Below are 13400 nucleotides of genomic sequence, written 5' to 3'. Positions count from 1 at the left end.
AACGATCCGGGGAAAAGCCATGAAACAAAGACTGTTACTGAAATGCCAGGCGCTGGTCGCCGATCGCGCGGGCAATGTCGCCATCATCTTCGCCTTTGCCGCGATTCCGGTTTTCATCGGGCTCGCAGCGGTCGTCGACTATTCCCGCGCCGCTAAGGTGCGCGGCGAACTCGCCGCGATCGCTGATTCCGCCGTGCTGACCGGCACGACGCCGGCGATGTTGACCCAGTCCTCGGCGACGGCGCAGGCGGCGGTGCAGAACATGTTCGCGGCCCAGGCGCAGACGATCCGTGGCCAGACCTACAATCCCGCGCAACTGACCGTGACCGTGTCGGACGACAAGCAATCGACCTATATCAAGCGCACGGTCCAGCTGAACTACAATGCGTCCGTGACGAACATGTTCGGCGCGCTGCTTTCGCAATCCCAGACCAGCTTCCCGATCCAATCCACGGCGGCGACCAGCAACGCGCCCAATATCGACTTCTACATGCTGGTGGACAATTCGCCGTCGATGGAGCTGCCGGCGACCGCGCAGGGCGTGAGTGACATGATCACAAAGACCGGCTGCGCCTTCGCCTGTCACGAGAACGATTTCAAGGACAGCGAGCTGTCCGTGCAGTACAAGGGCTGGGGCACGATCGACAGCTACACCTTCGCCAAGAACGCCGGCATCGCCCTGCGCATCGACAATGTGCGCGACGCCGTGAGCCAGGTGGCGACCACGGCGCAGAGCACCATGTCGTTCAGTGGCGCGAACTATCGCATGGCGGTTTACGGGTTCAACTATGATTTCGCCAAGATTCAGAGCCTGATCGCCGCCGACTCCAATACCAATGTGTCCACCATCCAAGCCAGCGTGGCCTCGCTCACGCCGCCGCTGATGGCGAAGAACAATTGCCTCGCGGATTTTTCCGACGCCGCGCGGAAATACCCGCAAACCTATGTCTATCCCGGCGCGTCAAAAGACCAGAGAAATACGGTTTCGTTGGGCGGTCTCGCCAAAAACACCAGCGGAAGCTGCTATGTTAGCGGCAATGACAGCATCAACTATTCGCTTCCCAATAATGACTCCATGACGGACTTCAACTATGCGATGACCAGGATCAACGCTGAAATGACGACCCCCGGCAATGGCTCCACCCAGTCCGGCGACACGCCGCAGGGCGTGCTGATGATCGTGACGGATGGCGTGGTGGATGCGGCGGTCACTTCGTCGTCCGATTGCGTTGGCGGGAACACGGTTTCGATCTCGAACAAATACGGATCGTTCCTGCGCTGCCACGCGCCGATCGACACCTCCTATTGCACCACGATCAAGAACCGCGGCATCCGCGTCGCCGTGCTCTACACCACCTATCAGCCCGTCGAGACGGACTCCTGGTACAAGAGCCACGTCAAGCCGTTCATCTCGCAGGTCTCGACCAACCTGCAGGCCTGCGCCTCTTCGCCGGCCCTGTTCCACGAGGTCACGACCGGGGGCGACATCAAGGCGGCGCTGGCGGATCTGTTCCAGAAGGCGGTCACCACCGCGCCGCGCCTGACCCACTGACCGTCAGGCCTATGTCCCGCGCGGTTTCGCGCGGGTCGTGGGCGCGGCGCTCGCGGGATCGTCGGGCCAGAGGTGACGGGGGTAGCGCCCCTTCATCTCGGCCTTCACCGCCGCCCAGGAGCCGCGCCAGAATCCCGGCAAGTCCCGGGTGATCTGAATGGGCCGGTGCGCCGGCGACAGCAGGTGCAGGGTCAAGGGAATTTTTCCACCCGCGATGTTCGGGTGGTCCGCCAGCCCGTAAAATTCCTGCACCCGCGCGGAAACCGCCGGCCCCTCGGCGCTGGAATAATCCAGGGCGATGCTGGAGCCGGCCGGCGTCTGGAAATGGGTGGGCGCCTCGGCGTCGAGACGGCGCTGCAGGTCCCAGGGAATCAAGGCCGACAGCGCGGCGTCGAGCTGGTCCGGGCCGATGTCGCCGAGTTTTCCGCAGCCTTCGATATAGGGCGCGAGCCAGTCTTCCGGCGCTTGGGAAAGCCCCGCCGCGCTCAGGTCGGGCCAGGGGTTTTCGCCATCCGCGCCTTTCGAAAAAGCTTCGCGCAAAAAGGCGACGCGCTCGCGCAATTGCGCTTGTCCCTTGCTCCAGTTCAGACGGTCGATGCCATGGTCGGCGGCGGCGCGGGCCAAAATCGCGGCTTCTTCGGGGGAGCCCTCGAGCGGCAGCGTCTTTTCCGCCAGCGTCAGCGCGGCGTAGCGGCGGATTTCGCGGCGGCGCAGGGCGCCGCTGGCGGCGTCGAAACGGGTTTCCACGCGGACGTCGATCTCGCGGGAGGAGAACAGGGTTTCGAATTCGGCTTCTTCGAGCGCGGCGGCGGCGAGGATGCGGCTGGCGCCGGCGCGGCCGGTCACCTCGGCCACCGCGATGAATTTTTCGCGCGCCAGCGCCAGATGCGGCTCAAGGCTGGCGGCGCGGCCGTTGGCCATAAGGAACTCGCCGGTTTTTCCACGGGCGCGCGCCACCCGGTCGGGAAAGGCCAACGCGATCAGGGCGCCCGGCGAGAGTTCGCGCGGCTCGCTTTTTTCCCCCAGGGTTTTGGCCGCGTCGCGCAAGCCATGTTTCCAGCCGTTGGCGAGGCGGCGAGCGTCCTTGGCCCGCTGCCCGGACTCGCGCGTCCAACGGTCGAGGCGGTCGAAAAGGTCGACGGCGTCGCCGCCCAGACCGCGCTCGGTGAGCAGGACCGCGAGTTCGCAGGCTTGTTCGCCGCAGCCAAAGCTTTCGGCCCGCAACACCATGCGGGCGAGGCGCGGCGGCAGCGGCAGTTTGCGCATGGCTTTTCCGCGCGGCGTGATCGCCCCTTCGGAATCCAGCGCGCCGAGGTTTTGCAGCAGCGCGCGGGCTTCGCTCGTGGCGGCGGGCGGCGGCGGATCGAGCCAGCGGAGGACGTTGGGGTCGCGGGCGCCCCAGGCGGCGAGGTCGAGCAGGAGACCGGCGAGATCGGCCGCCAAAATTTCGGGCTGGGCGTAGGCTGGCAGGGCGCCCGTCGCCGCCTCCTCCCAGAGCCGGTAGCAGACGCCGGGCTGGGTGCGTCCGGCGCGGCCGCGGCGCTGGTCGGCGGCGGCGCGCGAGGTTTTGATCGTTTCCAGTCGGACGAGGCCGAGATCGGGTTCGAAGCGCGGCGCGCGCGAAAAACCGCAATCGACCACGACGCGCACGCCGTCGATGGTGATCGAGGTTTCCGCGATCGAGGTCGCCAGCACGACTTTGCGTCGGCCGTCCGCGGCGGGACGAATCGCCCGGTCCTGCGCGCCGCGCTCCATCGCGCCGTAGAGCGGGCAGAGGTCGATGGTCTGGTCGCGCAGCTTTTCCTTGAGCAGGGATTCCGTGCGGGTGATCTCGCCCTGGCCGGGCAGGAAGGCGAGGATCGAGCCCGGCTGTTCCGCCAGCGCGCGCAAAATCGCCCTTGCCGCCGCCTCTTCGAGGCGCTCGCGCGGGTCGCGGCCGAGATAGATGGTTTCGACGGGATAGGCGCGCCCCTGCGATTCGACGACGGGCGCGTCGTCGAGCAGCGCGGCGACGCGCGCGCCGTCGAGCGTCGCTGACATCACGAGCAGGCGCAGGTCGGGCCGCAGCGCCGCCTGCGCGTCGAGCGCCAGGGCGAGGCCGAGATCGGCGTCGAGCGAACGCTCGTGGAATTCGTCGAACAGGACGGCGGCGATCCCGTCCAGGGCGGGATCGTCGAGGATCATCCGGGCGAACACGCCCTCGGTCACCACTTCGATGCGCGTGCGCGGGCCCGCCAGCGTCTGCATGCGCACGCGCAGGCCGACGGTTTCGCCCAGCTTCTCGCCGAGACTGTCGGCCATGCGCTCGGCGGCGGCGCGGGCGGCGAGCCGGCGGGGCTCCAGGACGATGATCTTGCCGTCGCCTCGCCAGCTTTCTTGCAACAGCGCCAAAGGAATTCGTGTCGTCTTGCCGGCGCCGGGCGGTGCCACTAAGATGCATCCATTGTGCGCCGCAAGAGTTTCTCGCAGACGCGGCAGGGCTTCGTCGATGGGCAAAGGGGTCGGAGCGGCCATTGCCGGCTATTGCCAGCAATTGGCGCCGTTCTCAACCTTTCGGCGTATAATCTTGCTCTTCTCTCGCGTTGCGGAAACGTTTATAGACCGCCGCGGTCGGCCCGCTGCAGGCCAAGCCAGGATGCGTTCATGTCGCAAGACGCCGTACAGCCTTCCGCCCCCCAACCCAACGCCCCATCGTCCGCTGCTCCCGAACACCATGAACACCAGGGGTTCTGGACGATGATGCTGGGGTCGATGGGCGTCGTCTACGGCGACATCGGCACCAGCCCGCTCTACGCGCTGAAAACCGCGCTGGCGCATATGAAGTCCGACGGCGTCGTCGAATCCGAGGTGATCGGCATTGTCTCGCTGCTGATCTGGGCCTTGTTCATCGTCGTCTCGCTCAAATATGTGTCGTTTCTGATGCGGGCGGACAACAAGGGGGAAGGCGGCACGCTGTCGCTGATGGCGCTGGCGCGCAAGTCGCTGGGACGCGGCTCGAAAATCATCTTCCTGCTCGGCGTCACCGGCGCGGCTTTGTTTGCCGGCGACGCCGTGATCACCCCGGCGATTTCGGTGCTCTCGGCGGTGGAAGGTTTGAAGACGGCCTCGCCGGCCTTCGACCCCTTCGTGCTGCCGATCGCCGTGATCATCCTGGTGGGGCTGTTCGTGGTGCAGAGCGGCGGCACGGCGCGCGTCGCCTCGCTGTTCGGCCCGATCATGGTGGTGTTCTTCGGCCTGCTCGCCGTGCTCGGCCTCGCCCATATTTCGGACGCGCCGCGCATCCTCAGCGCCTTCGACCCGCGCTATGGCCTGAGCTTCCTGTTCGGCCACGGCGCCACCGGGTTCGTCACGCTGGGCCTGGTGTTTCTGGCCGTGACCGGCGCGGAGGCGCTTTATGGCGACATGGGCCATTTCGGCCGCAAGCCGATCCAGGTGGCGTGGCTGTGCTTCGTCCTGCCGGCGCTGATCTGCAATTATCTGGGCCAGGGCGCGCTGGTGCTGAAGGACCCCGAGGCGGTCAAGGACCCGTTCTACCTGCTGGCGCCGGAATGGTCGCTGATCCCCTTCGTCGTGCTCGCCACCGTCGCCACCGTCATCGCCTCGCAGGCGGTGATCACCGGCGCTTTCTCCCTGGCGCGGCAGGCGATCCAGCTCGGCCTGCTGCCGCGTCTGGAAATCCAGCACACGTCCGCCAGCACGGAGGGGCAGATTTACGTTCCGCGCGTGAACAAGACGCTGCTGATCGGCGTGCTGCTGCTGGTCTTCCTGTTCCGCACCTCGGACAATCTCGCCAATGCCTATGGCATCGCCGTGACCGGGACCATGGTCGTGGACACCAGCCTGGCCTTTTTCGTGGTGTGGAAGATGTGGCGCTGGCCGCTGTGGCTGACCGTTCCCGTGATCGGCTTCTTCCTCACCGTCGATATGTCCTTCCTGATCGCCAATCTCATCAAGCTGCTGGAAGGCGCTTGGGTGCCGCTGACCATGGGCGCGTTCGCCATGGTGATCATGTGGACCTGGGTGCGCGGCACCGACCTGCTGCACAAGAAGACCCAACGCGATTCCATCCCCACCGCCGACCTGATCCGCATGCTGGAGAAATCCAAGCCGCATCGGGTTTCGGGAACCGCCGTGTTTCTCACCGGCGACCCCAATGTCGCGCCCTCCGCGTTGATGCACAATCTCAAGCACAACAAGGTGGTGCACGAGCGCGTGGTGATCATGAACATCGTCACCGAATCGATCCCACGCGTCGCCGAAGCCAACCGGTTCGAGATCGAGAAGCTTTCGGAGGACTTTTTGCGGGTCACGCTGCATTTCGGCTTCATGGAAAGCCCGCGCGTGCCCGCCGCCATGGCCCTGATGCGCAAGGCCGGCTACAAGTTCGACATTATGACGACGTCGTTCTTCCTGGGGAAACGGACGCTGAAAACGTCGCCGGCTTCGGGCATGCCGCAATGGCAGGACAAGCTGTTTGTCACCCTGTCGAAGCAATCGGCCAACGCCACCGACTTCTTCTCCATCCCGAGCGATCGCGTGGTCGAGCTGGGGGCGCAGGTGACGATTTGAGGGGTCAACCCCTCATCCGGCCCCTCCGGGGCCACCTTCTCCCGCAAGGGGAGAAGGAAACCAGCGCGAGACGGATGGGGGCTCAGTGGACGCTGACGGTCGCCAGCTTGTTTTCCCAGGCGTTGGCCAGCGCCGCGTCGCGGCTGTCGGCGAGCAGGATCGGCGCGCCGCTCGCGCCCAGCACCGCATAAAGCTGCTGGCCCGGCTTCAGGCCGCGAATCTGCGGGAACAGGACCTGAGCTTCTTCCGACTTGATCGGGCGGACATAGGCGATCGCGCCTTCGCCCAGTTGGGCCAACTGGTCGGCGGTCAAGCCTTCGGGGCCGTGTTCGACTTCGCGTATGGTCATGATCTTCACCCTTTCAGCGCTCTCAAGGAGACGCGCGCGTTAGGCGGACTGAAGTTCAGCTCCGCTATGTGATCTCAATTGTCTTAACGATTCGCTCTGGTTCGGGGCGAACCAGATCGACGGACAGCAATCCGTCGGCGAGGTCGGCGCCCAGAACCTGCATGCCCTCGGCCAGCAGGAAACTGCGCTGGAACTGCCGCGCGGCGATGCCGCGATGCAGGAACTGGCGCTCCCGGTCGTCCTGCTGGCGGCCCCGGATCACCAATTGCCCCTCTTCCAGCGTGATGGACAATTGTTCGCGGCTGAAGCCGGCGACGGCGAGCGTGATGCGCAGCCGGTCCGGCCCGGAGGCGTCGCAGGGGATGCGCTCGATGTTATAGGGCGGATAGCCGTCGGACGCCGATCGCGTCACGCGCTCCAGAGCCTTTTCGATTTCATCGAAACCCAGCAGGAATGGCGAGTTCATCAAGGTCGGACGCGACATTGCGAAGCCCTTTCAGGCGCCTCGTGGACGTTGAGGGCCCGTAGCGCCCCCCGGCTTTCGCCGCTCCCCGGATATGGCCGTGGCCCCGCGAAGTTTCAAGGCCCCGGCGCAGCTTGCGTCAGGGCCTTTCCGCTCAGAGCCAGGATCTCCGCTCAGAGCATCGAGGGCAGGACGCGGTCCGGCGGACGGTGGCCGTCGGCAAAAGTCTTGATGTTGATGATGACCTTCTCGCCCATGTCGATGCGGCCCTCGATGGTGCAGGAGCCCATGTGCGGCAGCAGCGTCACCTTGCCTTCCTTGGCAAGCTTCAGCAGTTTCGCCGAGACCGCCGGCTCATGCGAGAACACGTCCAGGCCCGCGCCCGCGAGTTCGCCGGCTTCGAGCATGCGCACCAGCGCGTTCTCGTCGATGACGTCGCCGCGCGAGGTGTTGACGATCACGGCGTTGGGCCGCAGGTGCTTGAGGCGGCGCGGCGACAGCAGGTGATAGGTGGCCGGCGTGTGCGGGCAGTTCACTGAGACGATGTCGACCCGCGACAGCAGCATGTCGAGCGAATCGTAATAGGTCGCGCCCAGCTCCTGCTCGATCGTCTCGGCGACGCGGCGGCGGTTGTGATAGGCGACCGACATGCCGAAGGCCTTGGCGCGGCGGGCGAGCGCCTGGCCGATGCGGCCCATGCCGATAATGCCGAGCTTTTTGCCGGTCAGGCGGTGGCCGAGCATCCAGGTCGGCGACCAGCCGGCCCAATGGCCCTCGGACAGCGAGGATGCGCCTTCGACGAGGCGGCGGGACACGGCGATGATCAGGCCCATGGCCATGTCGGCGGTGTCCTCGGTGAGGACGCCGGGCGTGTTGGTGACGGTGATGCCGCGGCGAAGGGCGGAGGTGACGTCGATATGGTCGACGCCATTGCCGAAATTGGCGATCAGCTTGAGATTGTCGCCGGCCTTGGCGATCAGATGCGCGTCGATGCGGTCGGTGATGGTGGGGACCAGCACGTCGGCGGTCGCCATGGCTTCGGTGAGTTCGGCCGGGGTCATCGGGCGGTCGGTTTCGTTGAAACGCGCGTCGAAAAGTTCACGCATCCGGTCTTCCACCGCGCCAGGCAATTTGCGGGTCACGATGACGAGCGGTTTCTTGTTGCCCATGGTCTTCCCCTGCCGGCCGCCCGCTCCGAGAGCTTGGCTAAACCGATCCTTAACGCTGGCGGAGCGACAACAGATTCATACACCCCGCGCCCCGTCCTTGCTTCCTAGCAGATGCCTTGGCAAAGGCAAGGCAATGGGCCGCCGCCTAAAGTCGAGAGCCAGACCGCCATGTCGCCCCGGATCACTGCAATCGCCCTCGTCGCCCTGCTCGCCGGCGCTCCGGCGCAGGCGCAGCAGGCCAAGGGCTCGGTCACCGGGCTGCCGCTGCCGCGCTATGTCAGCCTCAAGTCCAGCGCGGTGAACCTGCGCGAAGGTCCGTCCAAGGACCACGCGACCAAGTGGATTTATCAGCGGGCCGGGCTGCCGGTGGAGATCATCGCCGAATTTGCGACATGGCGCCGCATCCGCGATTCCGAGGGGTCGGATGGCTGGGTGCTGCACTCGCTGCTCTCGGGCAAGCGCACCGCGCTGGTGCAGCCGTGGAAGAAGGACGCGCCGCCGCTGCCGCTGCGCGCCAAGCCGGACAAGGAGGCCGCGATCACGGCGAAACTGTCGCCGGGCGTGGTCGCCCATGTGAAGAAATGCGACGAGGGCTGGTGCCGGGTGAATGGGCCGGGCTTTGACGGGTTTATCCAGCAGAACGACCTTTGGGGCGTTTATCCCGGCGAAAAGGTGGAATAGCGCCATTTCGCCGCTTGTGGGGGAGAACGGGCTTTCCGGACGGCGCCGAGGCTCGCGCCCCTAACCCTCTCCCCGCTGAAGCGGGGCGAGGGAATCTTCCGCGAATTTGGCCCAAAACCCTTCTTTCCAGGCCTTTTCGAAATAGGCGTGGTGCCGCTCGATGTCGGCTTCGGTGACGAGGCGAATCTCCTCCTTGCGCACGGAGGTCGGCGCGGCGCGCGCCACCCTTTCTCTGGCGACGCTGACCACTTGCAGGCTGAGCGAGCTTTGCTTGCCGCCTTTGAGTTCGACATAAAGTTCCGCCAGAATTTCCGAGTCGATCAACGCGCCGTGCTTGGTGCGCTTGCTGAGGTCGATGCCGTAGCGTTTGCACAAAGCGTCGAGCGAGGCCGGGGCGCCGGGATGGCGGCTGCGGGCGATCGCCAGCGTGTCGACCATGCGCGCGGGATCGAGCGGCGGCTTTCCCAGGCGCTTCAATTCGGCGTTGAGGAAGCGGAAGTCGAATTCGGCATTGTGGGCGACCAGCGGCGCGTCGCCGATGAAGTCCAGGAAACCCTCGACCACTTCGGCGAATTTCGGCTTGTCCGCGATGAATTCGTTGGTGATGCCGTGCACGTCGATGGCGCCGGCGGGGATTTCACGCTCGGGATTGATGTAGACGTGGAAATAGCGCTCGGTGAGCTTGAAGTCGTCGAGCTCCACGGCGGCGATTTCGATGACGCGGTCGCCGGTCTCCGGGCTCAGACCCGTGGTTTCCGTATCAAAGACGATTTCCCGCATGCGCCCGAATCTCCCGATGCCGGGAGACACCATGCGCAAGCCGGGCCGTGGGATCAATCCTATTCGCCGCCCTGTTCCGCCTGTTTGAGATAAGCGTCGGGAACGCAGCTCTTGGCCAAGGCGAGGTTGCGTTCGGCGGCGCGCTTGTCGGGGAAAGGCCCGGTGAAGGTGGCGACATAGCCGGGGCGGAGGCCGCGCATTTTGACGGTATATTCCGTGCTCGCGTCGATGCCGCAGCGCGCGACTTTGTCGCGTAAGCCGGCCGCGGCCTGGTCGCCGTCGTTGTCCACGGCGAACGAGCCCAGCACCACATACCATTTCAGCGGTTCGGCGGCGGCGGAGGTGGAGATCAGGGCGAGCAAGGCGACGGCAAAGCGCATGTTCAGTAATCCACGCCAATGAGGTAAAGACCGGTCGCCGGCGCCACCTGGCCGCAGCGGGCGCGGTCGCAGCTTTCCAGCGCCGCCTGGAGGTCGCGGGCGCTCCATTTGCCGGAGCCGACATGCTCCAGCGAGCCGACCATGGAGCGCACCTGCCGGTGCAGGAAGGCGCGGGCCGAGGCGTAGACGTGGATTTCGTCGCCGACGCGCGAGACGTTCAGTTTTTCAAGCGTGCGCACCGGGTTTTCCGCCTGGCAGTCGGCGTCACGAAAGGTGGAAAAATCGTGCCGGCCGACCAGGACTTGCGCGGCATGGTGCATGGCGTCGGCGTCGAGCTTGCGCTTGACCAGCCAGGCGCGGCCAAAATCATAGGTGAGGGGGGCGCGGCGATTGACGATGCGATAGAGATAATGCCGCTTGGTCGCGGAAAAGCGCGCGTCGAAATCGTCCGCCACTTGCTCGGCGAACAGGATGGCGACCTTTTCCGGCCGCATCTGCGCGTTCAGCGCCTCGCGCAGCTTGTCGCCGCGCCAGTCCTTGATCAGATCGACATGGCCGACCTGGGCGCTGGCGTGGACGCCGGCGTCGGTACGGCCAGCGCCGCGCAGGCCGCCGGGGCCGGGATCGATCTTTTTCAGGCCGGTTTCGATGACTTCCTGCACTGACAGACCATTGGCTTGCCTCTGCCAGCCCACATAGTCGGTCCCGTCATATTCGATGGTGAGCTTGTAGCGCGGCATGTCAGGCGAGGATTTTTTTCGCGCCCGCCGCAAGCTTCGCGCCCCGCGCAAATTCCTCGCCGGAAACCACGCCGCGACCGGCGCGCTGCACTTCCACCAATTTGAGGGCCCCTGAGCCGCAGGCGATGGTTGGCGCCGCGTCGAGAATTTCGCCCGGCGCGCCTGAGCCTTTTGTAAGGGCGGACTTCAAAATTTTGACCCGCTCAAAACCCTTGCCGAAATCGGCCTCGAAATAGGCGCCGGGGAACGGGGACAGGCCGCGAATGACGTTGTGAAGCTCGGCGGCGGGTTTTGTGAAATCCAGGCGCGCTTCCGCCTTGTCGATTTTCTTGGCGTAGAGCACGCCGTCTTCGGCTTGGGGCGTGAATGTCAGCTCGCCCGCCTCGAGCGCTGCGAGCGCGCGGCCGATCAGGCCGCCCGCCAGGGCCGAAAGCTGGTCGTGGGCCTCGCCGGCGGTCATGTTTTCGGTGATCGCCAGCTTTGCTGTCATGCCGATGGGGCCGGTATCAAGACCTTCCTCCATCTGCATGACCTCGACGCCGGTCTCGGCGTCGCCCGCCATGATCGCGCGCTGGATCGGCGCGGCGCCGCGCCAGCGCGGCAACAGCGAGGCGTGGAGATTGAGGCAGCCGTGCTTGGGCGCGTCCAGCACGGATTTGGGCAGGATCAGGCCGTAGGCGACGACGACGGCGACATCGGCGTTGAGGGCGCGGAACGCCTCGACCTCTTCGGGGTCGCGAAAATTCTTGGGCGTGCGGACTTCAATGCCGCGTTTTTCGGCCGCCGCATGGACCGGGGACGGGGTCAGCTCAAGACCGCGCCGTCCCGCCGGTTTGGGCGCGCGGGTATAGACCGCGACGATCTCGTGGCCTCGGTCAAAAATTTCGTGGAGCGGCGCCAGAGAAAACTCCGGCGTGCCCATGAAAACGACGCGCATCAGACCTTTTCGCGGATTTCAGGGCCACGCGGGGCGAGAGGTTCGCCGAGGCGGGCCGCTTTCGCAAACTTCTTTTCGGCGCGGTCGCGCTTCAGCCGCGACAGATGGTCGATGAACAGCTTGCCGTCGAGATGGTCCATCTCGTGCTGCAGGCAGGTGGCGAGCAGGCCCGTCGCCTCGATTTCCTGGCGCTCGTTGTTGCGGTCGAGATAGCGCACCTTGACCCGCGCCGGGCGTTGCACGTCCTCAAAATACTCGGGGAGGGACAGACAGCCTTCCTCGTAGGTCGAAAGCTCTTCGGATTTCTCGATGATTTCGGGATCGGCGACGAACAGCGGCGTCGGGAGCTCGCCCTTTTTGGCGAGGTCGATCACCAGCACCCGCTTGGGCACGCCGATCTGGATGGCGGCGAGGCCGATGCCGGGCGCCGCATACATGGTGTCGAGCATATCGTCCATCAGCGCGCGCACCTCGTCGTCGACGACGCCGACGTTTTCGCTGGTCGCGCGCAGGCGGGGGTCGGGCAGACAGAGAATGGGACGGAGCGCCATGACGAACAAAACCTTTCGAGCTTGCTTTTCAGATAAGAGACGCCGGGCAAGCCGTCAAATGCGTTTACATCGAAGATCATTTGTGTTCTTATTTTGTTCGGTGTTTTGTTGCGATGACGTTCATGGGCGATGCGCCACTCTTCCTGATCATGTCTTATCCGGTCACGCCCGTGGAGCTGGCGGCGGCGAGCGGCGCCTTGCTGGTGCTGTTCGTGCTGGTTTTGATCGCCCGCGGCGGGCGGCGCGACATTGACGCGCAAATGGCGGCGCTGGCGCATTCGCACGCCGAAATGGCCGGGCGCATGCAGACGCTGGCGGAAATTCTTGGCGGGCGGCAGATGGATTTCGCCCGCGTGGTCAGCGAAAAGCTCGACCGCTCCGCTCATCGCGTCAATGAGAGGCTGGAGGTTTCCGCGCGGGCGACCCTGGGAAATCTGAGCGCGCTGAACGAACGTCTTGCCGTGATCGATGCGGCGCAAGCGCGCATGTCCCATCTCACCGAGGAGATCGCCGGGTTCCGCGACGTGCTCGCCAACAAGCAATTGCGCGGCGCCTTTGGCCAGGGGCGGATGGAGGCGATCATCCGCGACGCCCTGCCGCCGAATTCCTATGCGTTTCAATACACGCTCTCGACCGGCGTGCGGCCGGATTGCGCGCTGAAATTGCCGGGGGACGACAAGGTTCTGGCGGTCGACGCCAAATTTCCGCTGGAGGCGTTCAATGCGCTGAAGGAGGCGCGCGACCCGGCGGGGCGGAGGATCGCGATGGCGCGGGCGCGCGGCGATATGCTGAAACACGTCAAGGATGTGTCAGAGCGCTATCTGCTGCCCGGCGAGACCCAGGACGTGGTCATTCTGTTCGTGCCCTCCGAAAGCCTGTTCGCCGAACTGCACGAGCATTTTGACGATGTGATCCAGCGGGCGCATCGGGCGCGGGTGCTGATCGTGTCGCCGTCGCTGCTGCTGATGGCGGTGCAGGTGCTGCAGTCGCTGGTGCGCGACGCGCAGGTGCGGGACCAGGCGCATGTGATCCAGGCGGAAACGCGCCGTCTGGTCGAAGATGTTGTGCGACTGCGGACGCGCGTGGAAAAACTCGACGGCCATTTCCGGCAGGCGCAGGAGGATATTTCGGCTATCCTCACCTCGACGGAAAAGATCGCCCGCAGCGGCGAGCGGATCGACCGTATGGAGTTTTCGCGCGGCGGCGGGTTGGAGGCGGCGCAGTAACTT

General features: G+C 65.3%; 13 protein-coding genes. 4 read left to right on the top strand and 9 right to left on the bottom strand.

The features are described from left to right. Positions 1-19: 19 nt before the first annotated feature. Complete coding sequence (locus M2320_RS00495) at positions 20-1552, top strand: TadE/TadG family type IV pilus assembly protein (protein WP_264595617.1); 1533 nt, start codon at positions 20-22, stop codon at positions 1550-1552. A gap of 9 nt (positions 1553-1561) precedes the next feature. Here M2320_RS00495 and hrpB read toward each other — a convergent pair whose 3' ends face one another. After that, a complete protein-coding gene (gene hrpB, locus M2320_RS00490; RefSeq protein ID WP_264595616.1) occupies positions 1562-4066 on the bottom strand; it encodes an ATP-dependent helicase HrpB in 2505 nt (834 codons plus the stop codon). A gap of 129 nt (positions 4067-4195) precedes the next feature. Between hrpB and M2320_RS00485 the strand changes: the two genes are divergently transcribed. Beyond that, positions 4196-6121: a potassium transporter Kup gene (locus tag M2320_RS00485; protein ID WP_184425998.1), complete on the top strand. Its 1926-nt coding sequence runs from the start codon at positions 4196-4198 to the stop codon at positions 6119-6121. 82 nt (positions 6122-6203) lie between these two features. Here M2320_RS00485 and M2320_RS00480 read toward each other — a convergent pair whose 3' ends face one another. The 3 genes from M2320_RS00480 to M2320_RS00470 all read right to left on the bottom strand — a co-directional run bounded on the left by M2320_RS00480 (position 6204) and on the right by M2320_RS00470 (position 8102). Then, entirely contained in the window at positions 6204-6470 is a 267-nt protein-coding gene (locus M2320_RS00480; RefSeq protein WP_184425996.1) for a DUF1150 family protein, read from the bottom strand. 64 nt (positions 6471-6534) lie between these two features. Then, positions 6535-6954, bottom strand: coding sequence for an Hsp20 family protein (locus tag M2320_RS00475; RefSeq protein ID WP_184425994.1), 420 nt, complete (start codon positions 6952-6954; stop codon positions 6535-6537). Positions 6955-7106: 152 nt separating this feature from the next. Then, complete coding sequence (locus tag M2320_RS00470) at positions 7107-8102, bottom strand: 2-hydroxyacid dehydrogenase (protein ID WP_264595615.1); 996 nt, start codon at positions 8100-8102, stop codon at positions 7107-7109. A gap of 168 nt (positions 8103-8270) precedes the next feature. On the opposite strand from M2320_RS00470, the gene M2320_RS00465 reads away from it, so the two are divergent. Beyond that, on the top strand, positions 8271-8783 hold the full coding sequence (locus M2320_RS00465) for an SH3 domain-containing protein (protein ID WP_184425990.1): 513 nt from the start codon (positions 8271-8273) through the stop codon (positions 8781-8783). 60 nt (positions 8784-8843) lie between these two features. Here M2320_RS00465 and dnaQ read toward each other — a convergent pair whose 3' ends face one another. From dnaQ to def, 5 genes are read right to left on the bottom strand one after another with little or no spacing between them, the layout of a single operon-like run. After that, on the bottom strand, positions 8844-9563 hold the full coding sequence (dnaQ, locus tag M2320_RS00460; RefSeq protein ID WP_264595614.1) for a DNA polymerase III subunit epsilon: 720 nt from the start codon (positions 9561-9563) through the stop codon (positions 8844-8846). A 59-nt stretch (positions 9564-9622) separates the two neighbouring features. Next, entirely contained in the window at positions 9623-9943 is a 321-nt protein-coding gene (locus M2320_RS00455; protein WP_264595613.1) for an SPOR domain-containing protein, read from the bottom strand. 2 nt (positions 9944-9945) lie between these two features. Then, a complete protein-coding gene (gene truA / locus M2320_RS00450; RefSeq protein WP_264595612.1) occupies positions 9946-10683 on the bottom strand; it encodes a tRNA pseudouridine(38-40) synthase TruA in 738 nt (245 codons plus the stop codon). A 1-nt stretch (position 10684) separates the two neighbouring features. Then, complete coding sequence (fmt, locus tag M2320_RS00445) at positions 10685-11620, bottom strand: methionyl-tRNA formyltransferase (protein WP_264595611.1); 936 nt, start codon at positions 11618-11620, stop codon at positions 10685-10687. After that, entirely contained in the window at positions 11620-12171 is a 552-nt protein-coding gene (def, locus tag M2320_RS00440; RefSeq protein ID WP_184425984.1) for a peptide deformylase, read from the bottom strand. Before def ends, fmt begins: the two co-directional genes overlap by 1 nt. Before the next feature lie 122 nt (positions 12172-12293). Between def and M2320_RS00435 the strand changes: the two genes are divergently transcribed. Next, entirely contained in the window at positions 12294-13397 is a 1104-nt protein-coding gene (locus tag M2320_RS00435) for a DNA recombination protein RmuC (protein ID WP_264595610.1), read from the top strand. Positions 13398-13400: the final 3 nt, after the last annotated feature.

Source organism: Rhodoblastus acidophilus (genome assembly GCF_025961575.1).
GTDB lineage: Bacteria > Pseudomonadota > Alphaproteobacteria > Rhizobiales > Beijerinckiaceae > Rhodoblastus > Rhodoblastus acidophilus_C.
The sequence above is the reverse complement of the archived record's forward strand: the minus strand, read 5'-3'. Positions and strand labels throughout refer to the sequence as shown.

What these genes read in the sequence shown, in the direction of transcription:
- def (WP_184425984.1), bottom strand. Translation starts at nt 12,171, where the DNA reads ATGGCGCTCCGTCCCATTCTCTGTCTGCCCGACCCCCGCCTGCGCGCG.
- M2320_RS00480 (WP_184425996.1), bottom strand. Translation starts at nt 6,470, where the DNA reads ATGACCATACGCGAAGTCGAACACGGCCCCGAAGGCTTGACCGCCGAC.
- M2320_RS00470 (WP_264595615.1), bottom strand. Translation starts at nt 8,102, where the DNA reads ATGGGCAACAAGAAACCGCTCGTCATCGTGACCCGCAAATTGCCTGGC.
- M2320_RS00495 (WP_264595617.1), top strand. Translation starts at nt 20, where the DNA reads ATGAAACAAAGACTGTTACTGAAATGCCAGGCGCTGGTCGCCGATCGC.
- M2320_RS00465 (WP_184425990.1), top strand. Translation starts at nt 8,271, where the DNA reads ATGTCGCCCCGGATCACTGCAATCGCCCTCGTCGCCCTGCTCGCCGGC.
- truA (WP_264595612.1), bottom strand. Translation starts at nt 10,683, where the DNA reads ATGCCGCGCTACAAGCTCACCATCGAATATGACGGGACCGACTATGTG.
- M2320_RS00475 (WP_184425994.1), bottom strand. Translation starts at nt 6,954, where the DNA reads ATGTCGCGTCCGACCTTGATGAACTCGCCATTCCTGCTGGGTTTCGAT.
- fmt (WP_264595611.1), bottom strand. Translation starts at nt 11,620, where the DNA reads ATGCGCGTCGTTTTCATGGGCACGCCGGAGTTTTCTCTGGCGCCGCTC.
- dnaQ (WP_264595614.1), bottom strand. Translation starts at nt 9,563, where the DNA reads ATGCGGGAAATCGTCTTTGATACGGAAACCACGGGTCTGAGCCCGGAG.
- hrpB (WP_264595616.1), bottom strand. Translation starts at nt 4,066, where the DNA reads ATGGCCGCTCCGACCCCTTTGCCCATCGACGAAGCCCTGCCGCGTCTG.
- M2320_RS00435 (WP_264595610.1), top strand. Translation starts at nt 12,294, where the DNA reads ATGGGCGATGCGCCACTCTTCCTGATCATGTCTTATCCGGTCACGCCC.
- M2320_RS00455 (WP_264595613.1), bottom strand. Translation starts at nt 9,943, where the DNA reads ATGCGCTTTGCCGTCGCCTTGCTCGCCCTGATCTCCACCTCCGCCGCC.
- M2320_RS00485 (WP_184425998.1), top strand. Translation starts at nt 4,196, where the DNA reads ATGTCGCAAGACGCCGTACAGCCTTCCGCCCCCCAACCCAACGCCCCA.